This window comes from Streptococcus sp. KHUD_015, assembly GCF_051106265.1.
Taxonomy (GTDB): domain Bacteria; phylum Bacillota; class Bacilli; order Lactobacillales; family Streptococcaceae; genus Streptococcus.
This window is the reverse complement of record NZ_CP193665.1, coordinates 817,882-833,706: the sequence shown is the minus strand read 5'-3', so window position 1 is coordinate 833,706 and position 15,825 is coordinate 817,882. Positions and strand designations below refer to the sequence as shown.

At 39.7% G+C, this 15,825-nt stretch carries 15 protein-coding genes and 1 other annotated feature; all 15 genes read right to left on the bottom strand.

Annotated elements, in window-relative coordinates; all coding sequences use genetic code 11:
* Positions 1-642 carry an amino acid ABC transporter permease gene (locus ACORHU_RS03820; RefSeq protein ID WP_153197547.1) on the bottom strand — a complete coding sequence of 214 codons (642 nt, stop codon included), beginning with the start codon at positions 640-642 and terminating at the stop codon, positions 1-3.
* A gap of 302 nt (positions 643-944) precedes the next feature.
* The gene (locus ACORHU_RS03815) at positions 945-1,100 is read right to left on the bottom strand and encodes a hypothetical protein (RefSeq protein ID WP_000502580.1); all 156 of its coding nucleotides are present in this window, start codon (positions 1,098-1,100) and stop codon (positions 945-947) included.
* 9 nt (positions 1,101-1,109) lie between these two features.
* Positions 1,110-2,420: a GTPase ObgE gene (obgE, locus tag ACORHU_RS03810; protein WP_050137125.1), complete on the bottom strand. Its 1,311-nt coding sequence runs from the start codon at positions 2,418-2,420 to the stop codon at positions 1,110-1,112.
* Between the two features lie 63 nt (positions 2,421-2,483).
* Positions 2,484-2,618 carry a DUF4044 domain-containing protein gene (locus ACORHU_RS03805; protein ID WP_000863852.1) on the bottom strand — a complete coding sequence of 45 codons (135 nt, stop codon included), beginning with the start codon at positions 2,616-2,618 and terminating at the stop codon, positions 2,484-2,486.
* A 58-nt stretch (positions 2,619-2,676) separates the two neighbouring features.
* The gene (locus ACORHU_RS03800) at positions 2,677-2,853 is read right to left on the bottom strand and encodes a PspC domain-containing protein (protein WP_153197549.1); all 177 of its coding nucleotides are present in this window, start codon (positions 2,851-2,853) and stop codon (positions 2,677-2,679) included.
* Between the two features lie 29 nt (positions 2,854-2,882).
* Positions 2,883-4,208 (bottom strand): glycosyltransferase family 4 protein, encoded by a 1,326-nt coding sequence (locus tag ACORHU_RS03795; protein WP_414337372.1) that lies wholly within the window; start codon positions 4,206-4,208, stop codon positions 2,883-2,885.
* A gap of 15 nt (positions 4,209-4,223) precedes the next feature.
* Positions 4,224-5,267, bottom strand: a complete 1,044-nt coding sequence (gene cpoA, locus ACORHU_RS03790) for an alpha-galactosylglucosyldiacylglycerol synthase (protein ID WP_434364902.1) — start codon at positions 5,265-5,267, stop codon at positions 4,224-4,226.
* 115 nt (positions 5,268-5,382) lie between these two features.
* A complete protein-coding gene (locus ACORHU_RS03785) occupies positions 5,383-5,712 on the bottom strand; it encodes a metal-sulfur cluster assembly factor (protein WP_000331925.1) in 330 nt (109 codons plus the stop codon).
* Between the two features lie 14 nt (positions 5,713-5,726).
* Entirely contained in the window at positions 5,727-6,836 is a 1,110-nt protein-coding gene (gene rpoD / locus ACORHU_RS03780; RefSeq protein WP_004259586.1) for an RNA polymerase sigma factor RpoD, read from the bottom strand.
* Positions 6,837-6,838: 2 nt separating this feature from the next.
* Positions 6,839-8,599 carry a DNA primase gene (gene dnaG, locus ACORHU_RS03775; protein ID WP_434364899.1) on the bottom strand — a complete coding sequence of 587 codons (1,761 nt, stop codon included), beginning with the start codon at positions 8,597-8,599 and terminating at the stop codon, positions 6,839-6,841.
* 89 nt (positions 8,600-8,688) lie between these two features.
* Positions 8,689-9,447, bottom strand: coding sequence for an ABC transporter ATP-binding protein (locus tag ACORHU_RS03770; protein ID WP_223330125.1), 759 nt, complete (start codon positions 9,445-9,447; stop codon positions 8,689-8,691).
* The gene (locus ACORHU_RS03765; RefSeq protein WP_434364897.1) at positions 9,444-10,310 is read right to left on the bottom strand and encodes an ABC transporter permease; all 867 of its coding nucleotides are present in this window, start codon (positions 10,308-10,310) and stop codon (positions 9,444-9,446) included. The genes ACORHU_RS03770 and ACORHU_RS03765 overlap by 4 nt, the downstream gene beginning before the upstream one ends.
* A gap of 75 nt (positions 10,311-10,385) precedes the next feature.
* Positions 10,386-11,381 carry a tryptophan ABC transporter substrate-binding protein gene (trpX, locus tag ACORHU_RS03760; protein ID WP_434364895.1) on the bottom strand — a complete coding sequence of 332 codons (996 nt, stop codon included), beginning with the start codon at positions 11,379-11,381 and terminating at the stop codon, positions 10,386-10,388.
* A 112-nt stretch (positions 11,382-11,493) separates the two neighbouring features.
* Positions 11,494-11,711 (bottom strand) — a binding site (T-box leader).
* Positions 11,712-11,807: 96 nt separating this feature from the next.
* Positions 11,808-14,504 (bottom strand): phosphoenolpyruvate carboxylase, encoded by a 2,697-nt coding sequence (gene ppc / locus ACORHU_RS03755; RefSeq protein ID WP_434364893.1) that lies wholly within the window; start codon positions 14,502-14,504, stop codon positions 11,808-11,810.
* A gap of 24 nt (positions 14,505-14,528) precedes the next feature.
* Complete coding sequence (gene ftsW, locus ACORHU_RS03750; protein ID WP_434364891.1) at positions 14,529-15,752, bottom strand: cell division peptidoglycan polymerase FtsW; 1,224 nt, start codon at positions 15,750-15,752, stop codon at positions 14,529-14,531.
* Positions 15,753-15,825: the final 73 nt, after the last annotated feature.

Sequence of the window (15,825 nt, the reverse complement as noted above, 5' to 3'; positions counted from 1 at the left end):
CTATCTATAGTAACTGTACTTCTTCTCAACTTTTTTGGCAAGAATGGTCACAATACCAATCAAAATCAAGTAAATGGCTCCTGCCAAGAACATAGGAACCAGACTAGCATCACGGTTGGCAGCTGTTCGACTCGCCAAGATAAGGTCTGAAAGTCCTAGAGCATAGACCAGAGAAGTATCCTTGACCAAACTCATGACTTCATTAAAGACACTAGGAAGAACAATCTTGGTTACCTGAGGCAAAATAATGTAGCGCACTGTGTCAAAAGGATTAAACTTCAAGACCTTAGCAGCCTCATATTGACCTTTAGGAATGGTATCAATCCCTCCACGGAAGATTTCAGCAAAGTAAGCCGCATAATTGAGAACAAAAGCAATAATAGCTGCAGGAAGACGGTCTAAACGAATCCCAATACTCGGGAGCACATAATAGATAAAGATCAATTGTAAGAGCAAGGGTGTGCCCCGCATGATCCAAATGTAAATGTTAATCAAATGATGGAGGGGATTCCAGTGGACTTGCAAGGCAAAGGCAATCAAAACGCCCAAGGGAATAGAAAAAATCAAGACCAGTGCAAACACCTGTAAAGTCATGCTTGCACCACTTAATAAGCTCGGCAATATCTCAAACAAATAAGACATACTGACACCTCCTAAAAATAATTGTTCCTATTATAGCATAAATAAACTAACTAACCAACTATTTTTGTAAAAAAATTCTTTTTTAACAGAAAAAGTGTAGTTTTTTGAATCTAGAATAGAACAACACAACTTCTAAAGCCTTGTTAGAGATTTGATTTGAATTCCCTAATCAATTTGTTCATATTCTATTTCAATACACTATAATTTATAAGCAAAAAAAGGACAAATTTTGCCCTTTCTCGATTTTAGCTTCTATTTGTTACAGTTAATTTAACTGATAATTAGAGTTCTATTTTCCTTATTTAAGATGGATTGTCTTTTTTAGTTCGTGCCAATCTCAGGGCACGATTTGGATTGAGACGATTAAATAGTTCTTCCAATTTCTTTTCATTCCAAACGTCTGCGGCAGAAACAAAATTGCCATCCGCATCTCGGAAAGATATCGGCTTATCTCCCATATCAATCTCCTAGTCTACAAATTCAAACTCAAATTTACCAATGCGAACCAAGTCCCCATCCTTAGCACCACGCGCACGAAGGGCTTCATCAACTCCCATACCACGAAGTTGGCGGGCAAATTTCATGACTGATTCATCACGATCAAAGTTAGTCATATTAAAGAGTTTCATGAGTTTTTCACCAGACAGTACCCATGTCGCATCGTCATCACGGCTAATTTCAAAGGCTTTTTCTTCCTCGTCAAAGCCGTAGTAAGCTTCTTCCTCCATATCTGACTCGTCGTAGAGCAAGAATTCTGGTGTCTTATCTAACAATTCAGCTGTCGCATCCAAAAGCGTTGCCAGCCCTTGCTTGGTTAAACCAGATATTGGGAAAATGGCTGGCAACTCTTCAAATTCATCGTAGTTTTCAGCTAATTTTTTCTTGAATTCTTCAAGATTTTCCTGACTCTCAGGCATATCCATCTTATTGGCTACGATAATCTGTGGACGCTCCATGAGACGAAGATTGTATGACTCCAACTCCTTGTTAATAGCAAGATAATCCTCATAAGGATCACGTCCTTCGCTAGCTGACATATCAATGATGTGAAGTATGACACGTGTACGCTCGATGTGACGGAGGAACTGGGTTCCCAAACCAACACCTTGACTAGCACCTTCAATCAAACCTGGTAAATCAGCTACTGCAAAGGATTCACCTGATTGGGTACGAACCATACCTAAATTTGGCACAATAGTGGTAAAGTGGTAGGCACCAATTTTAGGTTTAGCTGAGGTAATAACACTTAAAAGTGTTGATTTCCCAACAGATGGGAAACCTACCAAACCAACATCTGCCAAGATTTTTAGTTCCAATTGTAACTCACGTTCCTGACCTGGTTCCCCATTTTCAGAGATTTCAGGTGCAGGATTTTTTGGTGTCGCAAAGCGAATATTTCCACGACCACCGCGACCACCGTGGGCTACAATAAATTCTTGACCGTGTTCAATCAAATCTGTCAAGATCTTGCCAGTCTCTGCATCACGAACAGTTGTACCTTGTGGTACTCGAACTCTAAGATCCTCTGCACCACGACCATGCATCCCTTTGGTCATTCCTTTTTCACCAGAATCAGCCTTGAAATGACGATTGTAGCGGAAATCCATCAAGGTACGCAAACCTTCGTCTACAACGAAGACCACATTTCCTCCACGACCACCATCACCACCCCAAGGACCGCCATTAGGGACATATTTTTCACGGCGAAAGGCAACCATGCCATCACCACCATTACCAGCCTTGACCTTGATCTTGGCTGTATCTAAAAACATACTCATTTTTTCTTCTCACTTTAAAAAAGGGCTGGGAAATCCCAGTCACAAAATTTTCTTGAATCTATTTTATAGATTACTGAGGGCACCAATTGCAGTTGCAAAAATTCCCAAAATACTTGCTACTAACATGATAAGCACGATAAGCAAGGTTAATTTCTCAAACATAGTTTTTTTACGTTTTCCATTATCTCCAAATGCCATTTTTATCTCCTTCGTTACATTCTATTTTCTATTATCTTAGCATGAATTGAGCTAGTTTTCAATAGTCACTTGCTACTGGTGCAATAATCCATAAAATGATATAGGCTATAATTCCCGCTCCGTAACAGCAAGCAAGAACACCCCATATTACGCGAACGATAGTAGGATCCGTATCAAGATAATGGGCCACTCCTGCACAAACACCTGCAATCTTTTTATCATGACCACTTCTCATTAATTGTTTTTTCATAACTTGTCCTCTTTCTATTCTTCATGGTCTTTCCAATAATCTCTTATGCTGATTAACTGTGTTTTTGAAGCCTTCAGCATGCGTCTAGAGCCTTTTACGGGCACAGCAACCACCTGTTGTGGAAGATACAAAACTGTCTTAAAGATACGCTGACTAACCGTATCATCTTTGGCTAAATCTTTCTCGAAATTATTTGAAATAATGGCATCCAGATAAAACTCATGCACTCGTTTCCCAAAGTTCTCAGCTGAAATCTCATACAATTTCTCTGATAAAGTATGCTCATTCATATCTGGCGTTGCAATCAGGGCTTCCAAAATAGCACCAGCCAAATCATGTTCTCCATAGTACAAGGTTCCAAACATTTTATCACTGATAAGATTGTCCAGATAAGGATTTCCATGTGCAATGACAGGTGTCCCACTAGCCAAACTTTCCAAGTAGGTCAAGCCTTGGGTTTCACTTGTCGATGCCGAGATGAAGAAATTCGCCGCCTTATAATAAAGAGCCGTCTCACTAGGAGCAATCATACCTGTAAAGATGACGGAGTCTTGAATCTCTAGTTTCAGAGCTTGCTCTTTGAGGTCATTCAGATATGGGCCATCCCCGGCAACTACCAGTTTAACCTTGTCTTCTTCTTTCAGAACTTCTGCAAAGGCTGCTAGTACTGCTTGAATGTTTTTCTCATAGGAAATTCTGGAAAGGCTAAGCAACATCTTTTCATTATCTTGAATTCCTAATTTACTACGCACTTCTTTTAAATTTTCTTGCTTGATTTCTGGACGCTCAAACTTAGCTAATTCAATCCCAGTTGGAATGACCCGCTTTTCAACCTTGACCTTATAGTCAGATAGCAAGTCACGGACAATCTCACTCGGGCAAATAACCCCATCCACATCATGCAAGAAACCTCTAACCAGATACTTGACCATACTAGGACGAATCAACATCCCCTTGGCAATATAATGGACATAGTCTTCATACTGGGTGTGATAGGTATGAATGACGGGAATTTCCAATTCACGCGCAATCCAAATCCCCAATAAACCAAGAGAAAATTCTGTCTGAGTATGGATAACATCCAGTTGATACTGTTTAGCAATTTCAAGCGCCTTGCTAAATCCTCGGTAGGCAAAACGACGATCCTTAAAAGCAAAAAAAGGAACACTTGGAATGCGGATAATTTGCCAATCTTCATAGCGATTGACATCCTTATCCGTCGTCGTAAAGATAAAAACAACATGCCCCTGCTTTTCAAGTTCTGTTTTCAAGGTTCGAATACTGGTCGCAACACCAGAAACCTGAGGAAAATAGGTATCTGTAAATAAACCAATTCGCATAGATTACCTCACTTTTTATTTTCTCCCTAAAGTGGCTTGTTTCTCATAAAAGTCCAACCAGATTTGTAACAGATGCTCTTCAGAATACTCTCTAGAAATATTCTTAGCTTTTTCTTTGAGGTCTTTTAAGGCAGCAGGATTTGCTTGATATTCTAAAATAGCCTCTTTCATCTCTTCTCTATCTGCTGTCGCCCGATAATTTCCCTCCAAAATCACCTTATAGAGATCCAAATCACGCAACATAATAGGAGCCTCGCAACTAGCCGCCTCTAAAATAGTCATAGGAAAGAGCTCATTGTAACTAGGTAACAAGAAAAGATCCGCTAGGGCATACAATTCGCGCATTCGCTCTGGTGACACGATACCTGGAAAAATCAAATTTTCAGGCGGATTATCCATCATTTTCTTGTAGCGTTCATAACCATCTGTCATACCACCAAAAGAGAAACCACCCGCCCAGATAAAGGTAATCTGAGGTAATTCCTCAGCCAGACGGATAAAATCATCAATCCCTTTGCGTTTCTGGACTTGACCAGCACCTACTACGATAAACCGATTGTCAGTAACGCCAAGTTCTGTTCGCAGTCTGACTATCTCTTCTTGTGATAGAGGATGCCATTTTTCCTTATTGACAAAATTAGGAATATAAGTTACTTTTTCACGGGGAATACCAGCTGCCACCAAATCCTCAATAAACATAGGATTGACCACAACCAAGTGCTCCATCCGGTTGTAAAAAGAAAATACATAACGTTTGACAATTCCCTTTAAGAAAAATGGAATTTTCAAACTCCCCTCAAGTGTATCAGGCAAGAAATGTACATAGCCAATTTTCCTCCCTGAGCGTTTCTTTTGGAATGTTGATAAATAATAGGGGAAATCAATTGTATGAAAGTGAGTCACATCTGCCTCGATTGGAAGATTTTCAGTAACAATCAATTGATCCTTGGCATCACGATGAAGAAGACGAACTAATTCACGGTAGGCACCTGAAACTCCTTGCCCTGCTACTTTCTCACTTGAACTCAACATATTGATGCGTAATTTCTTTTTTTCCATGACTACTATTATATCATTTTCTTTGAATAAAATCAGCAAAAGAAAGGAGAGACTAGAGGAAAAGAGGGGGAAATTTCCTCGCTTTTCCAATAATCTCTCACATACTTTTATATGTTTACTTAATGCCTAGGGCAATGCGTGCATAGCGACTCATTTTTTCAACAGTCCAAGCTGGATACCAAACTAATTTGACCTCAGTATCCGTTACTTCTGGCACCTCTGTCATGGCATCATAAATCTGGTCTGTCAAAAGGTCCGCTAGGGGACAACCCATAGTTGTCAAAGTCATATCAATCTCTGTTTGCCCTGTGTCACCATCAAAACGAATCTCATAAATTAAACCAAGATTGACAATATCGATTCCCAACTCAGGGTCGATAACTTCTTCCAAGGCTGATAAAATTCGTGTTTTGATGTTTTCAATTTGTTCTTCTGTGTAAGCCATGTTTATCCTCACTCTTAGTCTTCAATAAAATCACGAAGCGGTTTGCTGCGACTTGGTTGGCGTAGTTTTCTCAAAGCCTTAGCTTCAATCTGACGGATACGCTCACGGGTTACGTTAAAGACTTTACCCACATCTTCAAGGGTGCGCATTTTTCCATCATCTAGACCAAAACGTAGACGCAGAACATTTTCTTCACGGTCTGTAAGAGTATCCAAGACCTCATCCAACTGCTCACGTAAGACGATACGAGTTGTGTAGTCTACTGGATTTTCAATCACTTCGTCTTCGATAAAGTCCCCAAGATGGCTATCATCCTCTTCACCAATCGGTGTTTCAAGAGATACTGGTTCTTGGGCAATCTTCAAGATTTCACGCACTTTGTCAGGAGTCATATCCATACGTTCAGCGATTTGCTCTGGCGTTGGATCTTGTCCCAATTCTTGAAGGAGATTACGCTGTTCACGAACCAATTTATTGATGGTTTCAACCATGTGGACTGGGATACGGATGGTACGAGCTTGATCCGCAATAGCACGAGTGATGGCCTGACGAATCCACCAAGTTGCATAAGTTGAAAACTTGAACCCTTTAGAATAGTCAAACTTGTCAACCGCCTTCATCAAGCCCATATTTCCTTCTTGAATCAAGTCAAGAAACTGCATACCACGACCAACATAGCGTTTGGCAATAGAAACAACCAAACGAAGGTTAGCTTCCGCAAGACGTTGTTTGGCTTCGATATCGCCAGCTTCAACAGCCAGTGCCAATTCTTTTTCCTCTTCATTGGTCAAGAGAGGAACGACCCCGATTTCTTTCAAGTACATACGGACAGGGTCGTTGACCTTAGCCGAAGTTGAACCAATCAAATCCTCATCGCTAAGTTCTGGTTCTTCTTCAGCACTAAGAACACGTGCACTTGGATTTCCTTCGTTATCTGTGATAGAAATCCCTGCATCCTGAATCCGTTGCAAGAGATCTTCAATCCCATCAGCATCCAAGGTAAAAGGAATAACCAGACTAGCATTGATTTCATCATCTGTTGCTGTCCCTTTTTGCTTATGATTACGGATAAATTCTGCTACTTGCACGTCAAATGTTGTTACTTCTTTTTGTTTTGTTGCCATTGTTACTCCATTCTTCTCTTTTGTGAAATTAAACGTTCCAATTCTTCTAAGGCTGTGTCGGTATCTCCTACATGGCTAGCTTCCTGCACCTTCTTTTTGATTCTCATATTGTCCTGATTCAAGAGAGCCTTGTTTCGAGTCATTTCTACTTCACTAAGTTCCTGCGGTGACATCTCAGCAGGTAAATCCTGAGCTAAGACTTGATACCAAGCTCTTTCAACTTCCTCTGTCTGTTCTGCTAAAACTTCTGGAGGAAGATTGCCATACTGACCAAGCAAGTCATATAAGACCTGAAATTCAGGTGTGTCAAATGCAAAACCTTCTCGCAAACGGTAATCGTTCAAAACAAGAGGAGATTCCATCATTCGATAAAGTAGATGGGCTTCTGCCCTCATAATAGCCGATAACTGCTTGGTGACAGGCATAGTGATTGTCGTCGGTCTGGAAATCCCTTCCATGCGATTCTGCCTTTGCGCCTGACGACTCTCATTAATAATCTGCTCAATCTGGGCATAATCAAAAGATGCCAGACTGTCAGCTAAAATATGAATATAGCTATTTTGAGCAGTGATAGACTTTTCTTGAACAATCAAGGGAGCTATTTTTTCAATAAACTCAATCTGAGCCTGCAGATTTTCACTATTTTCAGGCTTGTACTGATGAATGTAAAACTCAATCGGACTAATACGAGTTTTCGTTAATAGATAGGCCAAGTCTTCTGGTCCATTTTTTTGTAGATACTCATCTGGGTCCAAGTTATCAGGCATGCTGACGATTTGCACAGGCATATCACCAATTTCATCCAAGGCTTTCAAAGTCGCAGCTTGCCCAGCCTTATCGCCATCGTAAACAAGAACCAACTTCTTGGTTAACCTTTTCAGATGCTCAACATGCTCTCGACTCAAGGCTGTTCCCATAGATGCGACAGCATTTTCGATTCCAGCCCGATAGGCTGCAATGACATCCATGAACCCTTCCATCAGGTAAATCTCACTGGCTTTTCCAGAAGATTTTTTTGCCCTATCCATATGATATAATTCGTAACTTTTGTTAAAAATTGCAGTTGATCGGCTATTTTTATACTTAGAAGTTTGTGAATCCGTTTTCTGCCAGATACGACCTGAGAAGGCAATAACCTTTCCCTGATCATTTGTCAGGGGAAACATGATGCGATTGTGAAAGGTGTCTACAAATTGATTAGCATCTGAGAGGTAAAATAGCCCTGAATCTAGGAAATCCTCTTCACGATACTGACCAGACAAACGCTGGTAGAGATAGTTTCGTTCTGGAGGTGCCAAACCAATCCGAAAATGCTTGAGCACTTCATCTGTCAAACCACGCTGATAAAGGTAGTTTCTGGCCTCCTCCCCCATGGTCGTTGTCATGAGAATAGCATGATAAAATTTGGCAGCATCTTCGTGCATATCATAAAGAGCTTGGTGAGGCGAGGCTGGCCTCTGCTCACTATAAAGCGGTTTTTCAACCTCAATTCCAACACGCTGACCTAAAATTTGGACAGCCTCCATAAAGGGAACCCCTTGGTACTCCTCGATGAATTTAAAGACATCACCTGAGCGACCACAACCAAAACAGTGATAAAACTGCTTGTCCTCTACAACGTTGAAAGAAGGTGTTTTTTCACCATGAAAAGGACAGAGCCCTAGATAGTTCCGTCCTGCCTTTTGTAAAGAAATCACATCTCCTATGACTTCCACAATGTTGGCATTGTTTTTGATTTCTTCAATGACTTGTTTGTCAACCATACACAATACCTCCATGTTATCATAGTTTACTTTATATAGTATACTTTATTTCAGAAAAAAAGTAAACCATTTCACTCATTTTCCCTACTTTATTCAAAGAGTTGATAATAATCAGAGATTTTCATTTTTGCTTTTTCTTCTTGGTTCAAATCTTGGATAATTCGTCCTTCTTTCATGACAATCAAACGATTGCCATATTTGAGAGCATCTTCCATGTGATGAGTAATCATAAGAGCTGTCAGCTGGTCTTTCTTGACAAATTCATCCGTCAATTCCATCAAGGCCACACTGGTCTTTGGATCAAGAGCTGCAGTATGCTCATCTAGCAAGAGTAATTCAGGACGTTTCAAGGTTGCCATCAAGAGACTCAAAGCCTGTCTTTGTCCACCTGATAAGAACTCAATCGGTGTATTCAAGTGTTTCTCAAGACCGTTTCCCACTTTTTCAATAGTTGACTGAAACTCATCCTTATAGCTAGCCAAACGTCTTGGAAAGAGTCCACGCTTTTCACCACGAAACTTGGCGATTAAGAGATTTTCAGCCACTGTCATACGAGGGGCTGTCCCCATCTTGGGATCTTGGAAAACACGAGACAGATACTTAGCTCGCTTCTCTGGTGAAAACTTGGTAACATCTTCACCTAAAATACGAATAGTTCCACTGGTTAGTGATAGGGTTCCTGCAATGGTGTTAAAGAGGGTCGATTTACCAGCACCATTTCCACCTAAAATCGTGATAAAATCCTGTTCAAAAATTTCTAAGGAAACATCATTTAAAATAATCTTTTCTTCATCAAAGCCATTTTTAACGACTTTGGTTGCATTTTTTAATTCTACAATGGCTGTCATTTGCTTAACTTGGCTCCTTTCAAGATGGTTTGCTTAAATGTTGGAATCATGAGGCAGACTGCTAAAATCACGGCGCTGTACAAACGAAGGTAACTTGTATTAAAGCCAAGCGCAATAACTGCCCACACTAAGAATTGATAAGCGATAGAACCTACAACGATGGTAACCAGACGTTCTGCCAAGCTCAAACTCTTGAAGATAACTTCTCCAATAATCAAACTTGCAAGCCCCACAACGATAACCCCGATTCCTCGAGATACATCGGCATACCCTTCTTGCTGGGCAATGAGAGCTCCTGCAAGGGCAATCACACCATTTGATAAGACCAAGCCCATGAGCTCCATGCGTCCAGTATGAATCCCGAAACTTCTAGCCATATCAGGATTGTCACCTGTAGCAATATAGGCTTGTCCGAGTTTAGTGTCCAAGAAAAAGAGCATGAGAGCAATGACAATACTCACAAAGATAAGACCTGTCAAGAGTTGGTTCAAATCCGAATCAAAAGGCAAGGCATCTTGAATTTGCTTGGTTCCAAGCAATCCTAAATTTGCACGTCCCATAATCAAGAGCATAATAGAGTGACAAGAAGTCATCACCAAAATCCCTGAGAGCAAGGTTGGGATCTTCCCTTTTGTATAAAGAAGTCCTGCTGTCATACCAGCCAAACAACCTGCTCCTACAGCAACAAGTGTCGCTAGAAATGGGTTCACGCCTTTCGTTATCAAAGTGACAGCAACAGCTCCTCCAAGAGGAAAGGAACCTTCTGTCGTCATATCTGGAAAGTTCAAAATCCTAAATGTCATAAAGATTCCCAGACCTAGAATAGCCCAGATAAATCCTTGAGAAATAATAGATAATATCATCTGTTTCTTAACCTTTTCTATATGCTTTCTATTGTAAAAAATTGGAGGAGATGTCCCCAACTCCTCCATTACAGATTATTCGATCACTTGTCCTGCTTCTTTTAGAACAGATTCAGGAATCGTAATACCTAGCTCTTGTGCCAATTTTTTGTTAATTACTGACTTACCAGTTGAAAAGACATTGACTGGTGTATCAGCTGGTTTTGCACCTTTCAAGACTTGCGCAATCATTTTACCTGTTGCCACACCAAGGTCATGTTGGTCAACTACAACTGATGCCAAACCACCTATTTCTACCATGGCAGTAGCACTTGGATAAATTGGCTTCTTAGAACTTTGATTACTAGAGACAACCGTTGGAAATCCCGATGCAATGGTGTTATCAATCGGAACCCAGATAGCATCGACCTTGCTAGTCATAACGTTAACTGTTGAAGCAATTTCATTTGTTGAAGGAACTGCAAATGTTTCTACTGTCAAACCTGCTTTTTCAGCATAAGCCTTAAATTCTTCGACCTGTGTTTTTGAATTGTCTTCACTACTTGAGTAAAGAGCTCCTATTGTTTTCACATTTGGTGTTAGAGCCTTGATGAGTTCAACTTGTTGTTGAGCTGGATTGTGGTCAGATACTCCTGTGATGTTGCCACCTGGTTTTTTCAAATCTTTAACCAAGTTAGCACCAATTGGGTCTGTAATCGCGGCCATGATAACTGGTAGGTCTTTTGTTGCACTAGCCAATCCTTGAGCAGCTGGTGTTGCAATACCGACAACCAAGTCATTGCCGTTTGCAACCAACTGTTTACTCATTGTCGCAACCTTACTTTGATCACCTTCTGAGTTCATAAAGTCAATTTTCAACTGATCATCTTTATAGCCTTCTTCTGCAAGTCCGTCTTGAATCCCTTTATAAATCAAGTCAAGAGACGGATGGCTTACAAACTGGAGGACACCAACTTTGGCAACTGTCTTCTCATTCTTAGCTTCTGGTTTATTCATTGAAGAGTAAATCAAGCTTCCTGCTACTAAGACTGCTAATGCAGCGATAATTCCAATTAAACGTTTATTTTTCATTCTATTTCTCCTTTTTAATTCCTTTAAACTACTTCACTTATCTGAACAAGCGACGCCATCGTTTTCTTTCCATACTAACCTCCATCAAAAAAGTCCTCACACAAAAAACTTGTGTGAGGACGTCGATGCGCGGTACCACCTCAATTATAGGGAATTTCCCTATCACTCTGTCTCGCAATAACGAGATGCACTATAAGGTGTGCTCACCGAATTTTTATGATTTCAAATTCTAAATAACATCCAGCCCAATTTTCATCATCATCACTTATCTGTTTTCAGCTACCACAGACTCTCTAAAAAGTTTGAATGATTACTTTTCTGAATGGTTAAATTATATCATTTTTCAATTACTTGTCAAGACTCTTTTAGTATTTTTTTGAACTATTCAAAAACTTCCCCTATAGAAAAGAGGAAGTTTGATAGGTATCAGCCCGAATTACGCAATCCTGTCGCAATTCCGTTGATGGTTGTATGGATTAATTTTTCTTGATCGCTTGATAATTCTCCTCGACGTTGACGTTTAATCAACTCTAACTGGATATAGTTAAGGATATTAAAGTAAGGCATACGATAATCCAAACTTACTTTTAGATATGGATTTTCAGCCAAGAGTTCATCATATCCTTCGATAGCCAAGATGACTTCCTTGGTAACTTGCCACTCATTTAAAATAGTCTCATAAATTGCTTTTACTTGATCATCCTCACACAGTTTAGCATATTCAAAAGCAATGTTCATATTTGATTTTGACAAGACCATATCGACATTTGAAAGCAGCGATTGGAAGAAAGGCCAATTTTGATACATATCACGCAAAATTTCAATATTTTCCGGATTTTTATCGATAAATTCTTTGAAGCTTGATCCGACACCATACCAGCCAGGGAACATGACACGACTTTGCGACCATGAGAAGACCCAAGGGATAGCTCGCAAACCACCAATTTCAGTAATTGTCTTACGAGCAGCTGGACGAGAACCAATATTAAAGCTTGAAATAGCCTTGATTGGACTTGATTCAAAGAAATAATCATAGAAATGGTCATTACCAAAGACCAAATCACGGTAGATATCGTAACTACGGTCCACCACTTGATCCATAATAGCTTCATAACGATTGGAGGTATTAGTATCGCTCTTCTTCTGAGTAATCATACGGTTAATGGCTGCAGATACTAGCATTTCAAGGTTATAGTAGGCTGCGTCTTTGTTACCGTATTTATTGCCAATTACTTCACCCTGCTCCGTCAAGCGGATACGATCCTTGATAGACTTGAGCGGTTGAGATGTGATGGCTTCATAGGTTGGTCCACCACCACGACCGACAGTCCCACCACGACCATGGAAGAAGGTAACCTTAACGCCAAATTCATCTCCGATAGCAGTCAATTGTTGTTGAGCCTTGTAGAGGGTCCAACATGATGATAGGTAGCCACCATCTTTATTACTGTCAGAGTAGCCAAGCATGATTTCTTGGTAGTTATTACGCGAAGCAATCCATTTCTTAGCAAGAGGAAGTGAAAGGTATTCTCTCATGGTTTCTTCTGAGTGGTCCAAGTCCTCAATTGTTTCAAAGAGAGGAACAATTTGGACACGGGCTCTTTCTTTATCAACTAACCCTACTTCTTTTAGCAAGATAGCCAATTCCAACATGTCTGATACGCTGGTTGCATGTGAAATGATGGTCTGACGAATGACATCATCTCCCAACTTATCTTTCAACTTACGAGCAGCCTTAAAGATTGCTAATTCTTTTTCAAGTAACTCTGATTTTTCAACATGAGTGGCAGAAAGAATACGTGGATCTTCCTCTAATTCTTTCAAGAGAAGCTGGCATTTTTCTTCTTCACTGAGTTCGCTATAATGAGAATGAATACCCGCTGATTTCAAGAGTTCAGCTACACAGGCTTCGTGAACACTAGAATCTTGACGCATGTCTATAGATGCCAAATAGAAACCAAAAATTTCAACTGCCTGAATCAGCTCAACAAAATCACCAGAAATCAGTGCTTCACCCTTGTTTTCCAAGAGGGAATCACGAATGGTAATTAAGTCCTTATAAAAATCATTAGCTGTTTCATAGCGAGCACCAACTTCCTTATCCTCAATCAGATAGGTTTTTGTTGCTTGGATTTTTGATTGAATATCAAACAAGGCACGACGATACAGCTCTTTTTCACGATAAATCGAGTTGTCCTTGGATTGACGAGCCATTTCTCTAACTTGCTTGCTTACATTGACAATACTGGTTGAGAGAGAGAATTCACGATAAAGTTGGTAAATCTTTTCATCATAGTAGTTCATGATGACTTCACACTGAGTCATAGCAGATTGTTTCAAGGTATCCGCTGTAACAAAAGGATTACCATCACGGTCTCCACCAATCCACATACCCATAGTAATGGGTTTTGGATGTTTCAACTCTAAGCCGTGTTTTTTAGCCAGACGCTTGTACTCAGCAGTCAAATGAGGAACTGCCTTCAGGAATGAACTATTGTAGTATTCCATGACATTCGTTATTTCATTGGTTACTTTCAATTTCTTTTCACGAATCATATCTGTCTGCATGATAATCTCAATGTAACGACGGAGATCATTATGCCATTTTTCCTTATTAATCAAGCCTAATTTCACATCACGGTACTTACGCAAGAGGGTATGAATATGGTTAGTTAAATCCAACATACTCTTACGTTGCACTTGTGTTGGATGGGCTGTTAAAACAGGGACAACATTCAAGTGTTCTAGAATTTCAACCGCGTTTTCTTTTTCCGCAACCATTTTGATCGTTGCTGATAATTTACCAAGATAATCTTGATCGATATTATTTTGATGGTTGATTTCATAGGCTAAATCCACGTCTTCAGAAATATTAATCAAAAGAGGCAAGATAGAGAAATAGCGTGAAATATAAGCCATTTCATCATTTGTCAGACTAGTAACTAATTGGTTCAAACCTTGATAATCTTCTTGAGTTGACAATTCCTTCAACTGCATGATTTTTTCAAAAGTCTCTGGGGCAAGCATATTTTTAGTGATATCTTCTAACAATTCTGTTAAAATCAATACTTCTTCTTGCACGACAGCTTTATTACTATAGTTTTCTAATTTTTGAAGAGACATAGGTAATCCTTTCCACTCTCAGCTCTACATATAGTTTGATGAGTGAGCTTCTAACTCCTCATATAATTGGGCACGTTTTTCACTTGCATCAATATTTAAGACAAAGGCGATGGCTACAGACAAGACTAGGAGACTGTTCCCTCCTTGTGATAAGAAGGGGAAGGTTACTCCTGTCGAAGGAATAATGCCAGAAATTCCACCGATATTGACAAATACCTGTACCAGCATCATCCCCCCAACCCCAATCGCCATCATAGAATTAAAGGGATTCTTAGCACGAATACCGACTAGGATAATTCGTAAAATCAGGAAAAAGACAAGTGCTAAAATCAAGCTGGCTCCCACAAATCCAAACTCTTCAATAACAATTGAAAATACAAAGTCTGTATGTGCCTCTGGTAAATAACCACGTTTTTCTATTGAATTTCCTAAGCCTAGACCAAACCACCCACCATTTACCATGGCAAAGTAGGAATTTGCAAGTTGGTGACCAGCTCCTGCCAAGTCAGCAAAGGGATTAAAATAAGCACTGAAACGCTTGGCTACATATCCAAATACTGGAACTTTTGAAAACTTATCAACTCCTATAAAAGAAATAAGTGATAAGGATAAGGCAGAAATTCCAACTAAAATTCCAAAAAAAGCAAGAAACCATCTATAAGCAATCCCACTAACTGTGTACATAATCAAGGCAACCAAAGCTAGGATGGTAGCATTCCCCAAATCTGGGAAAATAGCCAAACTTCCTATCATGACCAAGAGGACAAAACGCCAATCATTAAAAGCACGAGGAAGCCACTGATTCTGTGTCAACACTTGAAAATCATAAATAGCTATATCCTCTTGTTGTTTGGAAAATTTATTTGCTAGATACCAAATAATAATAATTTTCAAGTATTCGGCTGGCTGAATGGTCAAAGGTCCTACTGAAATCCAACCATAGGCTCCATTGACTGGCGTACCAATTATCCGAGCCATAGCTAATAGAATCAGCTCAACGAACATAACGATAAATAAAAGACGTTCGTTTCGTAAAAAATTCAGTTTCAATTTGTATATCAAGGCAATCAGTATCAAACTAAATATCCAAAACAGTCCCTGACTTCGGACCAATTGCAGTGCACTTTGGCCTTCTTGAATTAAAATAGCACTGGTTGTCGAATAAACCACAATCAAGCCCAAAATAGATAAAAGTAAGTAAGGAACTAGAATAGAATAATTTAATAGGTGCCTTTTACTAATCTTCATAGTATCACCACTCTAATGAGAACAACACAATTGCTTCCCAAATTCCGTTTGTTTTCTAGTTTTGATTGCTATT

Excerpts from the sequence above, each read along its gene's own strand:
- ACORHU_RS03820 (WP_153197547.1), bottom strand. The coding sequence starts at position 642 with ATGTCTTATTTGTTTGAGATATTGCCGAGCTTATTAAGTGGTGCAAGC.
- ACORHU_RS03815 (WP_000502580.1), bottom strand. The coding sequence starts at position 1,100 with ATGGGAGATAAGCCGATATCTTTCCGAGATGCGGATGGCAATTTTGTT.
- obgE (WP_050137125.1), bottom strand. The coding sequence starts at position 2,420 with ATGAGTATGTTTTTAGATACAGCCAAGATCAAGGTCAAGGCTGGTAAT.
- ACORHU_RS03805 (WP_000863852.1), bottom strand. The coding sequence starts at position 2,618 with ATGGCATTTGGAGATAATGGAAAACGTAAAAAAACTATGTTTGAGAAA.
- ACORHU_RS03800 (WP_153197549.1), bottom strand. The coding sequence starts at position 2,853 with ATGAGAAGTGGTCATGATAAAAAGATTGCAGGTGTTTGTGCAGGAGTG.
- ACORHU_RS03795 (WP_414337372.1), bottom strand. The coding sequence starts at position 4,208 with ATGCGAATTGGTTTATTTACAGATACCTATTTTCCTCAGGTTTCTGGT.
- cpoA (WP_434364902.1), bottom strand. The coding sequence starts at position 5,267 with ATGGAAAAAAAGAAATTACGCATCAATATGTTGAGTTCAAGTGAGAAA.
- ACORHU_RS03785 (WP_000331925.1), bottom strand. The coding sequence starts at position 5,712 with ATGGCTTACACAGAAGAACAAATTGAAAACATCAAAACACGAATTTTA.
- rpoD (WP_004259586.1), bottom strand. The coding sequence starts at position 6,836 with ATGGCAACAAAACAAAAAGAAGTAACAACATTTGACGTGCAAGTAGCA.
- dnaG (WP_434364899.1), bottom strand. The coding sequence starts at position 8,599 with ATGGTTGACAAACAAGTCATTGAAGAAATCAAAAACAATGCCAACATT.
- ACORHU_RS03770 (WP_223330125.1), bottom strand. The coding sequence starts at position 9,447 with ATGACAGCCATTGTAGAATTAAAAAATGCAACCAAAGTCGTTAAAAAT.
- ACORHU_RS03765 (WP_434364897.1), bottom strand. The coding sequence starts at position 10,310 with ATGATATTATCTATTATTTCTCAAGGATTTATCTGGGCTATTCTAGGT.
- trpX (WP_434364895.1), bottom strand. The coding sequence starts at position 11,381 with ATGAAAAATAAACGTTTAATTGGAATTATCGCTGCATTAGCAGTCTTA.
- ppc (WP_434364893.1), bottom strand. The coding sequence starts at position 14,504 with ATGTCTCTTCAAAAATTAGAAAACTATAGTAATAAAGCTGTCGTGCAA.
- ftsW (WP_434364891.1), bottom strand. The coding sequence starts at position 15,752 with ATGAAGATTAGTAAAAGGCACCTATTAAATTATTCTATTCTAGTTCCT.